This is a genomic window from Staphylococcus sp. HMSC036D05 (genome assembly GCF_001836225.1).
Classification (GTDB): Bacteria; Bacillota; Bacilli; order Staphylococcales; family Staphylococcaceae; genus Staphylococcus; species Staphylococcus caprae.
Genome location: NZ_KV827781.1, coordinates 486,108 through 501,609 on the forward strand (window position 1 = coordinate 486,108; position 15,502 = coordinate 501,609).

Annotated in this window: 14 protein-coding genes; 2 read left to right on the forward strand and 12 right to left on the reverse strand. The window is 31.1% G+C overall.

Features of this window, described 5'->3' with window-relative positions:
* Nucleotides 1-48 precede the first annotated feature (48 nt).
* From sbcC to sosA, 7 genes are all read right to left on the reverse strand, one after another.
* A complete protein-coding gene (sbcC, locus tag HMPREF2580_RS06930) occupies nucleotides 49-3,078 on the reverse strand; it encodes an exonuclease subunit SbcC (protein WP_070831485.1) in 3,030 nt (1,009 codons plus the stop codon).
* 3 nt (nucleotides 3,079-3,081) lie between these two features.
* Complete coding sequence (gene sbcD / locus HMPREF2580_RS06935; protein WP_070831488.1) at nucleotides 3,082-4,206, reverse strand: exonuclease subunit SbcD; 1,125 nt, start codon at nucleotides 4,204-4,206, stop codon at nucleotides 3,082-3,084.
* Nucleotides 4,207-4,319: 113 nt separating this feature from the next.
* Nucleotides 4,320-4,787, reverse strand: a complete 468-nt coding sequence (locus tag HMPREF2580_RS06940; RefSeq protein ID WP_070831491.1) for a CcdC family protein — start codon at nucleotides 4,785-4,787, stop codon at nucleotides 4,320-4,322.
* Between the two features lie 309 nt (nucleotides 4,788-5,096).
* A complete protein-coding gene (locus tag HMPREF2580_RS06945; RefSeq protein WP_037541427.1) occupies nucleotides 5,097-5,333 on the reverse strand; it encodes a YneF family protein in 237 nt (78 codons plus the stop codon).
* Nucleotides 5,334-5,561: 228 nt separating this feature from the next.
* Complete coding sequence (tkt, locus tag HMPREF2580_RS06950; RefSeq protein ID WP_070831494.1) at nucleotides 5,562-7,550, reverse strand: transketolase; 1,989 nt, start codon at nucleotides 7,548-7,550, stop codon at nucleotides 5,562-5,564.
* Between the two features lie 124 nt (nucleotides 7,551-7,674).
* A complete protein-coding gene (locus HMPREF2580_RS06955) occupies nucleotides 7,675-7,920 on the reverse strand; it encodes a DUF896 domain-containing protein (RefSeq protein WP_070831497.1) in 246 nt (81 codons plus the stop codon).
* Between the two features lie 177 nt (nucleotides 7,921-8,097).
* A complete protein-coding gene (gene sosA / locus HMPREF2580_RS06960; RefSeq protein WP_002442716.1) occupies nucleotides 8,098-8,331 on the reverse strand; it encodes a DNA damage-induced cell division inhibitor SosA in 234 nt (77 codons plus the stop codon).
* A 142-nt stretch (nucleotides 8,332-8,473) separates the two neighbouring features.
* Between sosA and lexA the strand changes: the two genes are divergently transcribed.
* The gene (gene lexA, locus HMPREF2580_RS06965; protein ID WP_002442714.1) at nucleotides 8,474-9,094 is read left to right on the forward strand and encodes a transcriptional repressor LexA; all 621 of its coding nucleotides are present in this window, start codon (nucleotides 8,474-8,476) and stop codon (nucleotides 9,092-9,094) included.
* 230 nt (nucleotides 9,095-9,324) lie between these two features.
* Here the strand turns inward: lexA and HMPREF2580_RS06970 are convergent, their stop codons facing one another.
* The 5 genes from HMPREF2580_RS06970 to HMPREF2580_RS06990 all read right to left on the reverse strand — a co-directional run bounded on the left by HMPREF2580_RS06970 (nucleotide 9,325) and on the right by HMPREF2580_RS06990 (nucleotide 13,747).
* A complete protein-coding gene (locus HMPREF2580_RS06970) occupies nucleotides 9,325-10,350 on the reverse strand; it encodes a CAP domain-containing protein (RefSeq protein WP_176747472.1) in 1,026 nt (341 codons plus the stop codon).
* A 13-nt stretch (nucleotides 10,351-10,363) separates the two neighbouring features.
* A complete protein-coding gene (gene guaC / locus HMPREF2580_RS06975; protein ID WP_070831500.1) occupies nucleotides 10,364-11,341 on the reverse strand; it encodes a GMP reductase in 978 nt (325 codons plus the stop codon).
* Between the two features lie 160 nt (nucleotides 11,342-11,501).
* A complete protein-coding gene (gene rpsN / locus HMPREF2580_RS06980; RefSeq protein WP_002442709.1) occupies nucleotides 11,502-11,771 on the reverse strand; it encodes a 30S ribosomal protein S14 in 270 nt (89 codons plus the stop codon).
* A 218-nt stretch (nucleotides 11,772-11,989) separates the two neighbouring features.
* Nucleotides 11,990-12,139, reverse strand: a complete 150-nt coding sequence (gene rpmG / locus HMPREF2580_RS06985; protein ID WP_001831295.1) for a 50S ribosomal protein L33 — start codon at nucleotides 12,137-12,139, stop codon at nucleotides 11,990-11,992.
* A 93-nt stretch (nucleotides 12,140-12,232) separates the two neighbouring features.
* On the reverse strand, nucleotides 12,233-13,747 hold the full coding sequence (locus HMPREF2580_RS06990) for a catalase (protein WP_070831503.1): 1,515 nt from the start codon (nucleotides 13,745-13,747) through the stop codon (nucleotides 12,233-12,235).
* A 219-nt stretch (nucleotides 13,748-13,966) separates the two neighbouring features.
* Between HMPREF2580_RS06990 and HMPREF2580_RS06995 the strand changes: the two genes are divergently transcribed.
* Entirely contained in the window at nucleotides 13,967-15,415 is a 1,449-nt protein-coding gene (locus HMPREF2580_RS06995; RefSeq protein WP_070831506.1) for an amino acid permease, read from the forward strand.
* Nucleotides 15,416-15,502: the final 87 nt, after the last annotated feature.

Consider the following 15,502-nt stretch of genomic DNA (forward strand, 5'->3'; position numbering starts at 1 on the left):
AATAATTTTGCTAAATTATATTTCTGTCTCACTCCCATTTTTTGTCTTCTAATTTCTCTTAAATTGTGTGTTGCTTTGGTATTGATTACTTGAAACCTCTAGTATTAATGGTATCCTTTGTTTTAATTCACTAACGTGAGAGATAATTCCTACCATTCTCCCCGACGATCTTAAATTGATGAGTGTATCAAGTGCTGTTTCCAACGTTTCTTGATCTAATGTGCCGAACCCTTCATCAATAAACATTGATTCTAAAGTAATACCTCCTGATTCTTGTTGCACGATTTCGCTTAATCCTAAAGCTAAAGCAAGAGAAGCTTGAAATGTTTCCCCGCCGGATAAAGAACTGATATGTCTAGATTTATTAGAATGAAAATCAAATACATCAATCTCTAAACCGCTAAACCCTTGAGAAATTGCTTCTCTCCTAACTAATTGATATCTATTACCGCTCATTTGCAATAGTCTTTGATTAGCTTGGAAGATAATTTTCTCTAAATAGTAAATCAGTACATAGTTCTCTAAAGTTAATTTGTGGCTATTTTTACCAGAAAGTATTTCAGTTAACAGAAATATCTCTTGTTGTTCTTTTAATTCATCATTGAGAATCGAAATAAGTTCTTTGATTTGTTTGATATTCTTAAGATTAGTTTCATTTTTATAATCTATCGTTGCAATTTCTGAATTAATCTCATCTAGTTCTTGTTTTTTATTAATCAATTGAGCTTCAAGATCTTCTATATTTGATAATTCTTTGCCGTTAACAAGTTTTTCCAAGCGTTTTATTTCGAATTCATAGTTTTGATATTCTAGATTATACTTATTTATCTTTTCTTCAATCGTTTGCTTTTGATTACTTAACTCAATTGTCTCTTCTATTTGTTCATAAGTTTCAAAGCCAATACGCTTCATTTCTTTTTCAATATTATTTTCAAGTTCTGTTTTTTCATTGTTTCTTTTTTCTAAATTATTATTAAAGTTCTCCACATTATTTAATTCAATGGTTAAATTACTTTTATTTTCAGTCAATTGATTTTTAATGTCATCTAAATGATTATTGAACGAATGTAATTCTTCTTTTCTCTTTTCATAGTAGTCTTTAAATGTACTAACCTTTTCAAATTCTGTACTAGCTTCAAAATCATTGAGTCTAATATTAATTTGTTCAAGTTGAGCTTTCTTATTATTTGTCTCTAAATCTAATTCGTGACGACTTTTATCAAGATCTTTTTCTTTCTCATTAATCGATTCTAAAAATTTATTTTCTTCTTGTTGTTTACTTTTAACATCTTCTATGTGTGCTAACTTAGTTTTGAGTGTCTCTATATCTTGTGTTTCTTGAACCTGAAAATCTAACTCACTTTCTCTATTTTTTAATTCTTCTCTTCTACTTTCTAATCGAATTAATGTTTCTTTTAGTGTGGTTTTATTATTTTCAAGTTTTTCTATCTGTTCTTTCTTTTTAGCAATTGACTCAAAATCAATATGTTCACCTAAAGATTGAATTTCATTACCACAAATTGGACAAGTGTCACCTATAGAAAGAGCTGATTTGATTTCTTTAATAAATGTTTGTTTATCATTAAGATCAACATTTGTAGCATCCACTTTAGCGATTAAAGATTTAATATTACTATATTTCTCATTCACTTCTTTAATTTTTTCATTGTTTTCCTGTCTGTCTTGTTGAATTTTCTTAAATTGGTTTTCTTTTTCTATATATTTATCTATATCCTCTATTGATTTTTTAAGTTCAATTATTTGTTGAGAATATTGATCTATTATTTCATAGTCTCTCGTCTTCCCATTAGATTGGTTTAATAAATTTTCTTTTTCAGCTTCAAAATGTTTATGCTTTTCTTCAAGTTTGCCTATTTCTTCAATTAATTCCGGTTTTCGGTTATAACTTTTTATGAAGGTATCAGCATTATTATAAAAATTAGCATTCAATTTAAGATAATCATTAATTTTTTCAAACTCTTTTTCTTTAGGCTGTAGAGTATTAAATTCATTTTCTAGATTTCTAATCTTCTTTTTAAAATTTTCCGCCTTAATCTCAGCTTTTTCTATCGCTAATTTTAATTCTTCGATTTCACTATTCACTACTTGTTCTCTCTTAAAAGAAGTGATTAGAATATTTGATTCATTTATTTTATTTAGTTCAACCTTTAGTTCTTTTATTTTGTCTTGTTCTTTCTTTAAATTTTCAAATTGTTCTTTTTGTTGGTTTAAAGCTTCAATATTTTGCTTCAACTCTTTATTTAAATTATATTTATTAGTAATTTCTTCTACTTCTTTATTAACTGATATCTTCTTATCTTTATAATCTGATAATAACTGTTTACCATAGTCAATGAAATCTGATGTCTTTTGAATAATTTTATCAGTTTGAGAGCTTTCAATTTCTTTTAACTTTGATAAATTGTCATTTTCATACGTAGCGAGACTGTTCCATAAATGATTGATTTGATTATATCTGTTTTCAATTTGAAGTTTTTCATTTTTAACACTATCCATTAAATAACTTCTTATTTCTTCAAAACGTTCACTATTAAATAACGTTCTAAGAATAGATTGCTTATCTTTACTATTTGATTGAAGAAATTTTTTAAATTCACCTTGAGGTAATATAAAGAGTTGACGAAATTGCTCAGCATTCACTCCTATTAATTGAACAATAAATTGATTTCCAGCATTCACTCTACTTTCTTTCAATTCATATTGATGATCAATTTGTTCATAAATATCAAGTTTTGCGTGCGTCTTTGTTGTGTTTCCTTCCTTTATAAAAGGTGCTTCTCTATGAACTTTAAAAATCTGATTATGAAGTTTAAACTCATAAGTCACGCTCATAGGTGATTTACCATCAGCAAAATGGCTTCTTAAGTCATCTTCTTTTCTATTTTCAGTAGAAGCTTTACCGAATAATGCATATACAATGGCATCAAAAATCATAGTTTTACCAGAACCTGTTTTACCACTAATTAAAAATAGCTGATTATTTTCAATTTGACTAAAGTCTATTGTCTCATTAAGGAAAGGACCAAAGTTATTTAATTGGAGTTTGATTGGTTTCATAATTTAAACTTCCTTTCCCATAATTTGATTTAAAATATCTGCAACTTTTTTTGACTGGTTTTCACTCATAGTTTCATTCGTCATTGTTTCATAAAAATTTTTAATAATCGATTGGTCGTCTTGTTTTTTTATCTCTATATTTCTATATTCTTCATTAATTTCAAAAGTTTGATTAGTTAGCGCTAATGTATTTGGATATATTTGCTTTAATTTCATCATAGGATCATTGATGTGAGACATATTCGAGAGTTTAAAATGTATATAATTATCTTTATTTTTGATTGGTAAACGCTCTTGAATGACATCATCATAATCTCCTTCTATGACTTCTAACTCACGTAAAGGCTTTATTGGTACAAATGTATCTTCAATATCATGTTTCTCTTTAATACGAACGATTCGGTAACCTTTCGCTTGATTAATTTCAGAAAATGAATATTGTAACAATGAACCACTATACTTAATCGTATTATCACTAATACTAAAAGGATGATGTAGATGACCAAGCATAACGTAATCAAATTGTTTAAAAGATTGTTTCTCTACTGATTCAACAGTTCCTATAGTTAGAGGTCTTTCGGATTCAGAAGTTTTACCACCTTGAATAGTTAAATGACCAATAAGAATGTTAACTTTGTTACGATCTATACTTTGAGTCATATATTCTAAACAGCTATTCAAAGCTTCTTGATGCGTTGATATGTCCTTATCTTTGAAAAAGTCTTGTACTTCACTCACAGTAGCAAATGGTAATGTGAAAAATTGAATACCATTAATCTCAATAGGCTTATGAATATCTTCTAATTTCGTCCTTATGTATAAATGATTGCTTTCAAACCACGATGCACCATAATTCAATCTTTCTTTTCCATCATGGTTTCCACTAATAATAATGATAGATATGTGAAGTTTGATATTCAATTCCGCAATTGTATCTTCAAGTAAACCCATTGTCTCCTTACTAGGATAAGATGTATCGTACAAGTCACCTGCAATAACTATAACGTCAGGTTTCTCCAATTTCATTTGATTTACAAACTGAGTTAACACGTATTTTTGATCTTCTAACAGTTGTTTACCATTTAATATTTTCCCAAGATGCCAATCAGCCGTATGTATGATTTTCATATTCATCCTCCTAATAAGAACGTTTGTTCGTATTTTTATTGTATAATCTTTTTATCATACTTTCAAGTAAAAAAGCCACTTATCAAATCTGATGACAAGTGGCTTTTCCCCCATTATTTAACTAATGATTTTTTTAATTTTTTATACTTATAAAACATTGCTAATCTCCAAGGCACAATCATACAAAATGCTAATAAGAAAAACATACCAGCAATTTCTCCAGGATCAATTTCATTACTAATAAAAATTTTGATGACTGTTCTTATGATTAATAAAGAAATTAAGATAACAGGAAAAGCTTTAGAGCGTTTCATATAGATTTCGCTACCTTTTACTTCAAATCTAGATGTCCAAATTAAAACCGTAGAGAAGAGTACGCCTAAAATTAGCGATTCCAACATTTCCATTCCAGTTAATCTGAAATATGGAATTATATACATTAAAGCTCCTGTCGCCATAAAAAATGGAGGTAAAATGATTTTCTTTTCATTAACAGGAAACTTTTGAGCTTTCATTCTGATTGCAATTACTACTGCACCCATTAAAAACGCGACTACAATAGAAAATATTAGATAAGCCAATTTGACACCTTCTTATGACATAAACTTAATACTCTTAATTCATCACATGATAGTATATCACTATCACTATATCAATGACTACTTTAAACTTTCTAAAAATTAAAAAGTTGAATAATTTAATTTGTAAAAATTGCTTATGGAAACGCTAGGATTGAGTGAAGCTTGTATTAATACACTTTCAATTCTGACATCTACCACCATGCGTTAAATGCGACTGAAAAATTAAATGATGTCCCAACTTCTTAGAAAAAGTAAAAAATCGGACGTCGCAATGCTATATATACACTGCAACGTCCGTCATAGTAAATTTTATTTACCTTTCATGTTTTGATCCATGTTTTTATTCATCATTGTCATCATCTGATTAATTTTCTTTTGTGATGGTTTTTGACCCATTTGCATCATCATCATACGTAGCATTTCTTCATTGATAGGTGGGTTTTTTTTGAGGTAATCCATCATATATTTTCTTGCTAGGAAGAAACCACCGATTAATCCTATGATAAGTGCTAAAATGATTAAAATTATTGCTAACCAAGTTGCCATTGTTTCACCCACTTTCTTTATCCTACTGAATTTTACTAAATTCACTTAGTTATTTCAAGAGCTTCTTTAAGACTCGTATATGCTATTCCAAAAGTTATGATAACAAATTACAGTTTTACAACACAATACAATCATCAATAATAAAATAAAAAGGTTACTAACTAATAAACTTTAGCTAGTAACCCAAATATAATATTGTTTATTTTACAATTCTAAGTATTTATTTACTTAAAATGTACGAATTTGATTTAAAATATTTTCTTTAGTGAAGCCATATTTTTCAACGACTAAATCTCCTGGAGCACTTGCGCCAAAGCCATCAATACCGATAACTTTACCTTCAGTACCTACATATTTATGCCAACCAAGTGGAGAAGCCATTTCTATAGCGACACGTTTTGTAAGAGAAGTTGGTATCACTGATTCTTTATATTCATCAGATTGTTGTTCAAATGCAAACCAGTTTGGCATAGATACGACTCTAACACCTTTACCTTGTTTGTCTAAGTCTTTGGCAGCTTCTACTGCTAAACTTACTTCTGAACCAGATGCTAATAATAAGTATTCAGGTTCTTTTTCAGTTTCAAATACTACATATGCACCTTTACGAACTCCTGCTTCAACAGTTTCTTCTGCAATATCTAATGTAGGAAGATTTTGACGAGTTAATACTAAAGAAGTTGGCGTATTTTCAGATTCAAGTGCAACTTCCCATGCAACACGTGTTTCATTACCATCAGCAGGACGAATAACGTTCATATTAGGAATTGCGCGTAAACCAGCTAATTGTTCAATTGGTTCATGAGTTGGGCCATCTTCACCTACTGCAATCGAATCATGAGTGAATATAAATGTTGAATTAAGACCCATTATAGCTGACAATCTTAAGGCAGGTCTCAGATAGTCACTGAATACAAAGAACGTTGCTCCATATGGATGTAAACCACCATGAGCGGCCATTCCATTTACTGCTGCACCCATAGCAAATTCACGTACACCAAACCATATATTTTTACCTTCAGGTGTTTCTTTGTCATAATCTTTGGCTTCTTTAACATTTGATTTATTTGAACCTGCTAAATCAGCAGAGCCACCGAAGAATGATGGTACAGTTTGACTAAGTTTTTGAATAATCTCTCCAGAATCTGCTCTAGAAGCTCCTTTATGATCTAAATCATATTTTGGTAATTCTTTTTCGTAATTTTGAGGTAATTTACCACTAATAGCTAACTTAAATTCTTCAGCTAATTCAGGGTATTCTTTACTGTAGTCCTCTAATTTAGCTTTCCAAGCATCTTCATTTTCATTTGCACGTTTTAGCATTGTAGTTTGGAAAATTTCATATACTTCATCTGGCACGTTGAAACGTTTTTCAGGATCTAAACCATACGCTTCAAAAGTAAGTTTTCTTTCATCTTCTCCTAATGGTGCACCGTGAACACCATTTGAACCAGCTTTATTAGGTGAACCAAAGCCAATTACAGTTTTCACTTCGATAATTGTTGGACCTTGTTGTGATTTAGCTTTATTAATAGCATTATCTATTTCTTCCAAGTCATTGCCATCTTTCACTAAGATGTAATTCCAACCATATGCTTCAAATCTAGATTTTGTGTTTTCAGAGAAAGATTTATTTAAATCTCCGTCTAAAGAAATATCATTAGAATCATATAACACAATTAACTTATCTAACTGGTTATGACCAGCAAATGACGCTGCTTCATGTGAAATTCCTTCCATTAAATCTCCATCTGAAGCTAACACATAAGTATAATGATTAACCATATCATAATTGTCTTTGTTGAATTTACCAGCCAAATGATTTTCAGCTAAAGCCATTCCGACTGACATTGCAAAACCTTGTCCAAGAGGGCCAGTTGTAACTTCTACGCCATCTGTATGTCTGAATTCTGGGTGACCTGGCGTCTTAGAACCCCATTGTCTAAATTGTTTAAGTTCTTCTAATTCTAGACTGCCAGATACGTGTAATAAACTATATAGTAAAGCAGACCCGTGACCTGCTGATAAGATAAATCTATCTCTATTAAAATAATCTTTAGATTGAGGATTAAAATTCAGATGACGTGTCCATAGTGTATATGCCATAGGAGCTGCTCCCATAGGTAAACCAGGGTGTCCTGAATTTGCTTTCTCGATAGCATCTATACTAAGCGCACGTATCGTATCGATAGCTAATTGGTCTTTTTCATTAAACATCGTTGTGTCTTCCCTTCTTCAAATAATATCTATATTTAATTATAACTTATTTTAAATTAAAATGATAAAGAAAAATCAGATAAATTCACTCACATCATATGATGAATAAACAATATCAATTCATTTAATCTTTCCCTTTATTTTCTCTTTCGGCCTGAATTTTCTTAAGTTTTTCAGGTGTTACATCATTACCTTCAGGGTCTATTACTTTAGTATTTTCGATTTGTTGTTTGAATCCCTTTCTAAATGAATCTAAATATTGTTTTCTTAGCTTTGATTGTTCTTTAGCCTCTGCTTCAGTTAAACCTTCTTCCTTCTTTTTCTTAGCTAATTCATTAATTCTGTCTATATTCAAATCTTCCTTAGACATATATTGCAACTCCTTTTTAATCAAATTACTTATTAAAGATGCTTATTTAATATTTTACGATGAGTTTCTATAAATAATATAGAAGTAAAATTCTTGAATAGAATATATCAAAAAAATGAGCATAACCAAATCGTTACGCTCATTTCATCCATCTTAATTCATTCTTTTATAATAGCTTTAATTAACTAATGCGAACACTGAAGTGTCATTTTGTTCGCTATTTTGTTTATATTCAACTTTATCATTAGTTTTATTATTATCTTTTTGATGAATTTCATGATCCGTCATTTCGTACGTTTGTTCTGAATGGGCACTTTGATTCACACTTAAAAAGAATGTTAGAAATACCATGCAAGAGACGAGTACTACAGCTATATATATTAAAAACTTTTGTTTTGTATTAGTTAACATCAATCTCACTCCTAGAACGTTTGTTTGTATATTTAATTTACCAGAACGAATGTTCTCTGTCAACAACAAAACGAACAAACGTTTGTTTTTATTGTAGATTAATGCTATAATCAAATTAAATAAAATTAGGGAGTGCCTATATATGAGAGAACTAACTAAACGACAAAGTGAGATTTATGATTACATTAAACATATTGTTCAAACAAAGGGTTATCCACCTAGTGTTAGAGAAATTGGTGAAGCAGTTGGCTTGGCATCTAGTTCCACAGTACATGGACATTTATCAAGATTAGAAGAAAAGGGCTATATTAGAAGAGACCCTACAAAACCAAGAGCCATTGAGATAGTTAGCGAACAATTAGATGAAGTAAATGTAGAAGAAACCATTCACGTTCCAGTAATTGGTAAAGTTACAGCGGGTATGCCAATCACAGCAGTAGAAAATATTGAAGAATATTTCCCATTACCAGAACATTTAACGTCAACGCATAACAGTGATATCTTTATTTTAAATGTAGTCGGCGACAGTATGATTGAAGCTGGAATTCTAGATGGCGATAAAGTGATTGTACGAAGCCAAACGATTGCTGAGAATGGTGATATCATTGTTGCAATGACAGAAGATGAAGAAGCTACAGTAAAACGTTTTTATAAAGAAAAGAATCGTTATCGTTTACAACCTGAAAATAGTACTATGGAACCTATTTATTTAGATAATGTCATAGTAATTGGAAAAGTTATTGGATTATACAGAGAAATGTAGTGATTAATTACTATTCTCTCTAATAAGACCTCCTTTATCATATATAACTCATATAACATGTAAAAAGACTAGGCAGTTCATTTACCGAACTACCTAGTCTTTTGTTTAGAACCTTTTTTTAAAATATCTTTGACTTTATCCAATACATCGGGTTGTTTTTCATTTTTAGTTGTCATATATATCTACATCCTTACAACATACAAATACCCCTATATCTTTTAGATAAACGTTTATCCGGTATAATCTTCGGTCCAAAATGGTTGTTTATCTTCATTAAAGTCAACACCTAAACCTAAATTCTTATAATGCGTATTGAGTATATTCTTTCTATGACCTAAGGAATTCATGAGTCCCTCGTGAGCATATATACTACTTACTTGCCCATAGGCCAAGTTTTCTCCGGCCGAATTAAAATCTATATGGTCCCTTTTCAATCTATCAAATGGAGAGTTCCCTTGTTTGTCGGTATGATCGAAAAAGTGATCTTCAGACATATTGACACTGTGCTTTCTAGCAGTATTAGAAATTGCGCTTGAATATTTCAAAGTATTTAATCCATGTTGTTTACGTTCTGAATTAACTAAATCAAAATCTTGTAATTCAAAACTCTTTTCCAGTGATTTAGAAGGAGCTCCATATTGATTTCGTAAACGATTCTCCATATTTTCACTTACTTGCAACAATGAGGTTACCCCATTACTTTCATGTTTATCATAGAACACCGTCGTGTATACATGATCTTTGTGGAACACATCGTACTCTTTATTTTTAACTTCGAAACGATATCTCCCTTTATTAATATATTGAATGGGGTTTCCTAACCGAGATCTAACAGTTTCTTTAGGTGTTGCATATTTTATCTTTGATTTTGAAGAAATTAAGTTCTGATTTGTATACATCGCATTAACTCGATTTTTAATATAGCTAATCATAATAAAGTTATTATAATCTTTGTCGTAATACGTATACCAATTTGTTCCGTACTCGTTTGAAGTTACACGCTTTTGATGTCCTAATTTATTTTCAACATCTTTTTTAGTCATATTCATTTGAATATTGTTAATTGCAAATTCTTGTTTATTTGGTATAGCTAAAGCATTTTCACTACTGTTTGTATCATCATTTAACCAAATGTCTACTTGGTGTCGAACCTCATTTTGAAAATGAACCAAAGGCGCTACTTCTTTAATCGGAGTGAATATAACAACACATAATAAAACTACAAAAAATAATAGAAACCTTTTAATTATTTCCACCTACTACTTCATATTAGTCTCTATCACCATTAAAAATAGAGTTTCTCACAATGACATAGTCAACAGTTCTTAGTGATTTCAAGTCTTTACCACCTGCATATGAAATTGAACTTTGTAAATCTTGTTGCATCTCAGTTAAAGTATCTTTAAGTGAACCTTTATGTTCTACAAACATCTTTTTACCTTCAACATTTTTATGTTCACCTTTTTGGAATTCTGAAGCACTACCAAAATACTCTTTATATTTTTTACCTTCAAGTTCAACTGTTTCACCTGGAGACTCTTCGTGTGCCGCAAATAGTGAACCAATCATAACCATTGATGCTCCAAATCGAATGGATTTGGCAATATCACCATGTGTTCTTAATCCACCGTCAGCTATAATAGGTTTTCGTGCTGCTTTACTGCAGATATTAAGTGCAGCTAATTGCCAACCACCTGTACCAAATCCTGTTTTAATTTTAGTGATACAAACACGTCCTGGTCCAATACCTACTTTAGTGGCATCAGCACCTGCATTCTCAAGCTCTCTAACGCCTTCAGGTGTTCCAACATTACCAGCAATCACAAAGCTTTCTGGTAAATATGTTTTGATATGTTTAATCATATTAATTACAGAGTCTGAATGACCATGTGCAATATCGATTGTAATATACTCAGGAACTAGAGATTCTGAAGCGAGTTCTTCTACAAATTTAAATTCATTATCTTTCACGCCAACAGAAATTGAAGCAAATAGCCCTTCATTTTGCATCTTTTTAATGAAAGGAATACGTGCTTTCTCATCGAAACGATGCATAATGTAGAAATAATCATTTTTAGCAAACCATTGAGCTAATTCTTCATTCATTACAGTTTGCATATTTGCAGGTACCACAGGTAATTTAAAAGAACGTGGTCCAAACTTTATAGAAGTATCACATTCTGAACGACTACTAACAATACATTTATTTGGTATTAATTGTATATCTTCATAATCAAAAATCTTCATTTTTTCTTTTTCCCCTTACAATAGAAAATTTTAAATAGGATTAATTTATTAAAACCGAATAATCTCATTAAAAATACTTATATTATTCAGTTATTTATATCCTTATTAACTGTACATTGTTTTTCGACTATTGTAAATGGACTAAAGACTTATATTAAAATTACCAGCTAGATTTTTTAACGCCAGGAATTTGACCTTTATGTGCATGTTCTCTAAAAGCAATTCTAGACATTTCAAATTTACGTAAAACGCCTCTTGGTCTACCAGTGACTTTACATCTTCTAGTAAGTCTTGTAGGAGAAGAATCTCTTGGTAGTTTTCTTAAAGCTTCGTAATCACCTTTTGCTTTTAATTCTTTACGCAACTCATAATATTTTTCTACAAGTTCTTGTCTTTTTTGTTCTTTTACTACTTTAGATTTCTTAGCCATTAAAATAACCTCTTTTCTATAAATCGTAATTATTACGTTTTATAGAATAACATAAATTCTCATTTATACAAGTAAAAAATTTCTTTTAACAATCATCATACATGTCTACTAATTTACCCGTCTGTCATTAAAAACTATTTAAGCAACAAAAAAGTCTCTTCCATAAATTACAGAAGAGACTATCAATTTCAAATTGTCGTATTTGAAAGATAAGAAAATTATTTAGTTTCACGATGTAACGTATATTTATTTAATCTAGGGCAGTATTTTTTCATTTCAATACGTTCTGGATTATTACGTTTATTTTTAGTAGTAATATAGTTACGATCGCCACATTCAGTGCAAGCTAATGTAATATTTACGCGCACGTTAAACACCCTTTCTAATGTTGTTAGGAATTCTTACGATTTAAAATTCTACCATATTATATGAAGGTGTGCAATCTAATCATTTCAAATTAATTATTTAAAATTTTCATAAGTTTCGTCTTTTTCAGTTTCCAAATCAATTTGGTTGATATCGATGTCTAATGCTTTAGCTACACCTTTACCATATTCTGGATCAGCTTTATAACAATGACGTATATGACGAATTTTCACATCTTCAGTCACCCCGTCCATCGCATTTGCAGTATTAGTAAAGATACGTTCTTTCGCATCATCTGATTGTAAACGGAATAACTTACCTGGTTGTTCAAAATAATTATCATCATCTTGACGGAAGTTATATTCATAACCATCGCCATCAGTTGGGAATGGCGGTTTCTTGAATTCAGGTTGTGAATCATAAACACCTTGGTTATTAGGATAATAGTGCGGCCCTCCACCTTGGTTATCATCTAAGAATCGCATTTGACCATCACGACTAAATGGGCATAAGTTCTCTACGCCAACAGCTTTAGGTTGATTAACAGGAATTTGCCAGTGGTTAACTCCTAATCTATAACGTTGTGCGTCACCGTATGAGAATAATCGACCTTGTAACACTTTATCAGGTGAAAAGTCTAATCCAGGTACAATATTTGTAGGTGCAAATGCGGCTTGTTCTACATCCATAAAATAGTTCTCAGGATTGCGGTTTAATTCAAACTCTCCGACTTCTATTAATGGATAATCACCTTTGTACCATACTTTAGTTAAATCAAATGGATTGTCTGGATGATTTTTAGCTTGTTCTTCTGTCATAACTTGGATATACATTTTCCATTTAGGATAATCCCCTTTTTCAATGGCATTGTATAAATCTTTTTGAGAAGAATCTCTATCCATTCCCACGATTTCAGCCGCTTCTTCATCAGTATAGTTTTCAATACCTTGTTGCGTTCTAAAATGGTATTTTACCCAAACACGTTCACCTTCGTCATTATACATTGAATACGTATGGGAACCGAATCCATGCATATTACGGAACCCTTTAGGCATACCACGATCTGACATTAAGATTGTAACTTGGTGTAATGATTCAGGGACCCCTGTCCAGAAATCCCAGTTATTTTGAGGACTTCTCATATTTGTTCGAGGATCACGCTTCACAGCACGGTTTAAACTAATAAATAATTTTGGGTCTCTAAAGAAGAATACAGGTGTATTATTTCCTACTAAATCCCAGTTACCGTCTTCAGTGTAGAATTTTAAAGCAAATCCTCTAATATCACGTTCTAAATCTGCAGCCCCTCTTTCACCAGATACTGTTGAGAAACGTGCAAACATTTCAGTTTGTTTTCCAACTTCAGAAAAGATTTTAGCGTTCGTATATTTTGTTATATCATTTGTCACTGTGAAAGTACCGAAAGCCCCAGAACCTTTTGCATGCATACGACGTTCTGGAATAACCTCGCGATCAAAGTGTGACATTTGTTCTAAATAATAAATGTCTTGCATCAATAAAGGACCACGCGGACCAGCTGTCATACTATTTTCTCTATCTGATACTGGTGCACCAAATAAGCCCGTTAATTTCCCATCTTGTTTTGACATTATAAGTTCCCCCTCTTATTACTTTTTATAATAATTACAATGTAATATACATTGTAATTAAACCCGTTTTAATAAGCAATTAAACACAAATTCACTACGTATTAGAATTTTCACAGAAATTTTAAATATTTTTTCACTTTAAAGTGCTAAAAAGTTATTGAATACTCTAACTAAAACGATTAAAATGGTGGATATATTTAATTAGATGGGAGACACCATATGGAAGATAACAATATGAAACGAAGTCTCAATTCGAGACATATATCTATGATTGCAATTGGTGGCGCTATCGGTACAGGTCTATTTGTAGCAACCGGCAGTGTAATTTCACAAGCTGGGCCTGGCGGTGCAATATTAGCCTACATACTTATTGGAGTTATGCTTTACTTTTTAATGTCATCTATTGGTGAATTAGCGACATTTTACCCAGTTTCAGGTTCTTTTAGTTCCTATTCTACCCGTTTCGTTGACCCTTCTTTAGGTTTTACTATGGGTTGGCTTTATTGGGGAATGTGGTCGCTTGTAACAAGCGTGGACGTCATTGTAGCTTCAAATGTTTTACAATTCTGGGATGTATTTAAAGTATTAAGTCCTTTAACTTGGAGTTTGATATTCCTAACATTCATTTTCTTAATCAATATATTTTCAGTAAAAGCCTTTGGTGAAACTGAATTCTGGCTATCACTTATTAAAGTCATTACGATTATTGTTTTTATAATATTTGGTATATTAATGATTTTCGGTATATTAGGTGGCCATTCTTATGGTTTTGAAAATTATACTAAAGGACAAGCACCATTTGTTGGAGGTATATCAGGAATATTGAGTGTGTTACTTGTAGCCGGATTCTCTGTTGGAGGTACCGAAGTTGTTGCAGTAACTGCTGGAGAGTCTAATAATCCTCAGAAATCTATGCCTAAAGCGATTAAACAAGTTTTCTGGAGAATTCTCTTATTCTATGTTTTATCTATCGCAGTTATCGCGGCAATTATTCCATATACAGATCCTTTGTTACTTAATAAACACGAATCTGTTTCTCAAAGTCCGTTTACAATCGTATTTGATAGAATTGGTATTGCGTTTGCGGCATCAGTAATTAATGCGGTCATTTTAACTTCACTATTATCAGCGGCGAACTCTGGTATCTATACAACGAGTAGAATGCTATTTTCATTAAGTGCAAATGGTCAAGCTCCTAAATTTTTCGGTAAGTTAAACGACAAAACTAAATTACCAATGCGTGCGTTAGTTACAACTTATGTATTAATTGTGCTTGTCATTATATACGCAAATTTTAATGCTAACGCAGTGTTTAATCTTCTTAATATCATTGGTTCAATGGTTATAGTTGTATGGGGATCAAGTATATGGTCTCAAATTAGATTACGTAGAGCTATTAAACGCCAAGGTAAGAATCCAAATGAATTACTGCCTTATAAAGCACCATTTTATCCAGTTGGTCCAATTATAGTGATTATTACATTGTTATTTTTACTATTAGGTAACTCGTTCGGAAGTATTATTTCAGGCGATTTCTTAAGCGTATTAAGAAACTTTACGCCGATCATCATACTTGCAATTATTTATTTTGTTCATAAAGTTATTAAACGTACACACTTTGTTAAATTAGAGGCGATGGACTTAACACCACACAATTATAAAGATTAATTTTTAAAAGCGATGATTCATTTTTGAATCATCGTTTTTTTATTACAATATTCAAATTTTCTTATTCAAATTTTTGAAAACAAACTT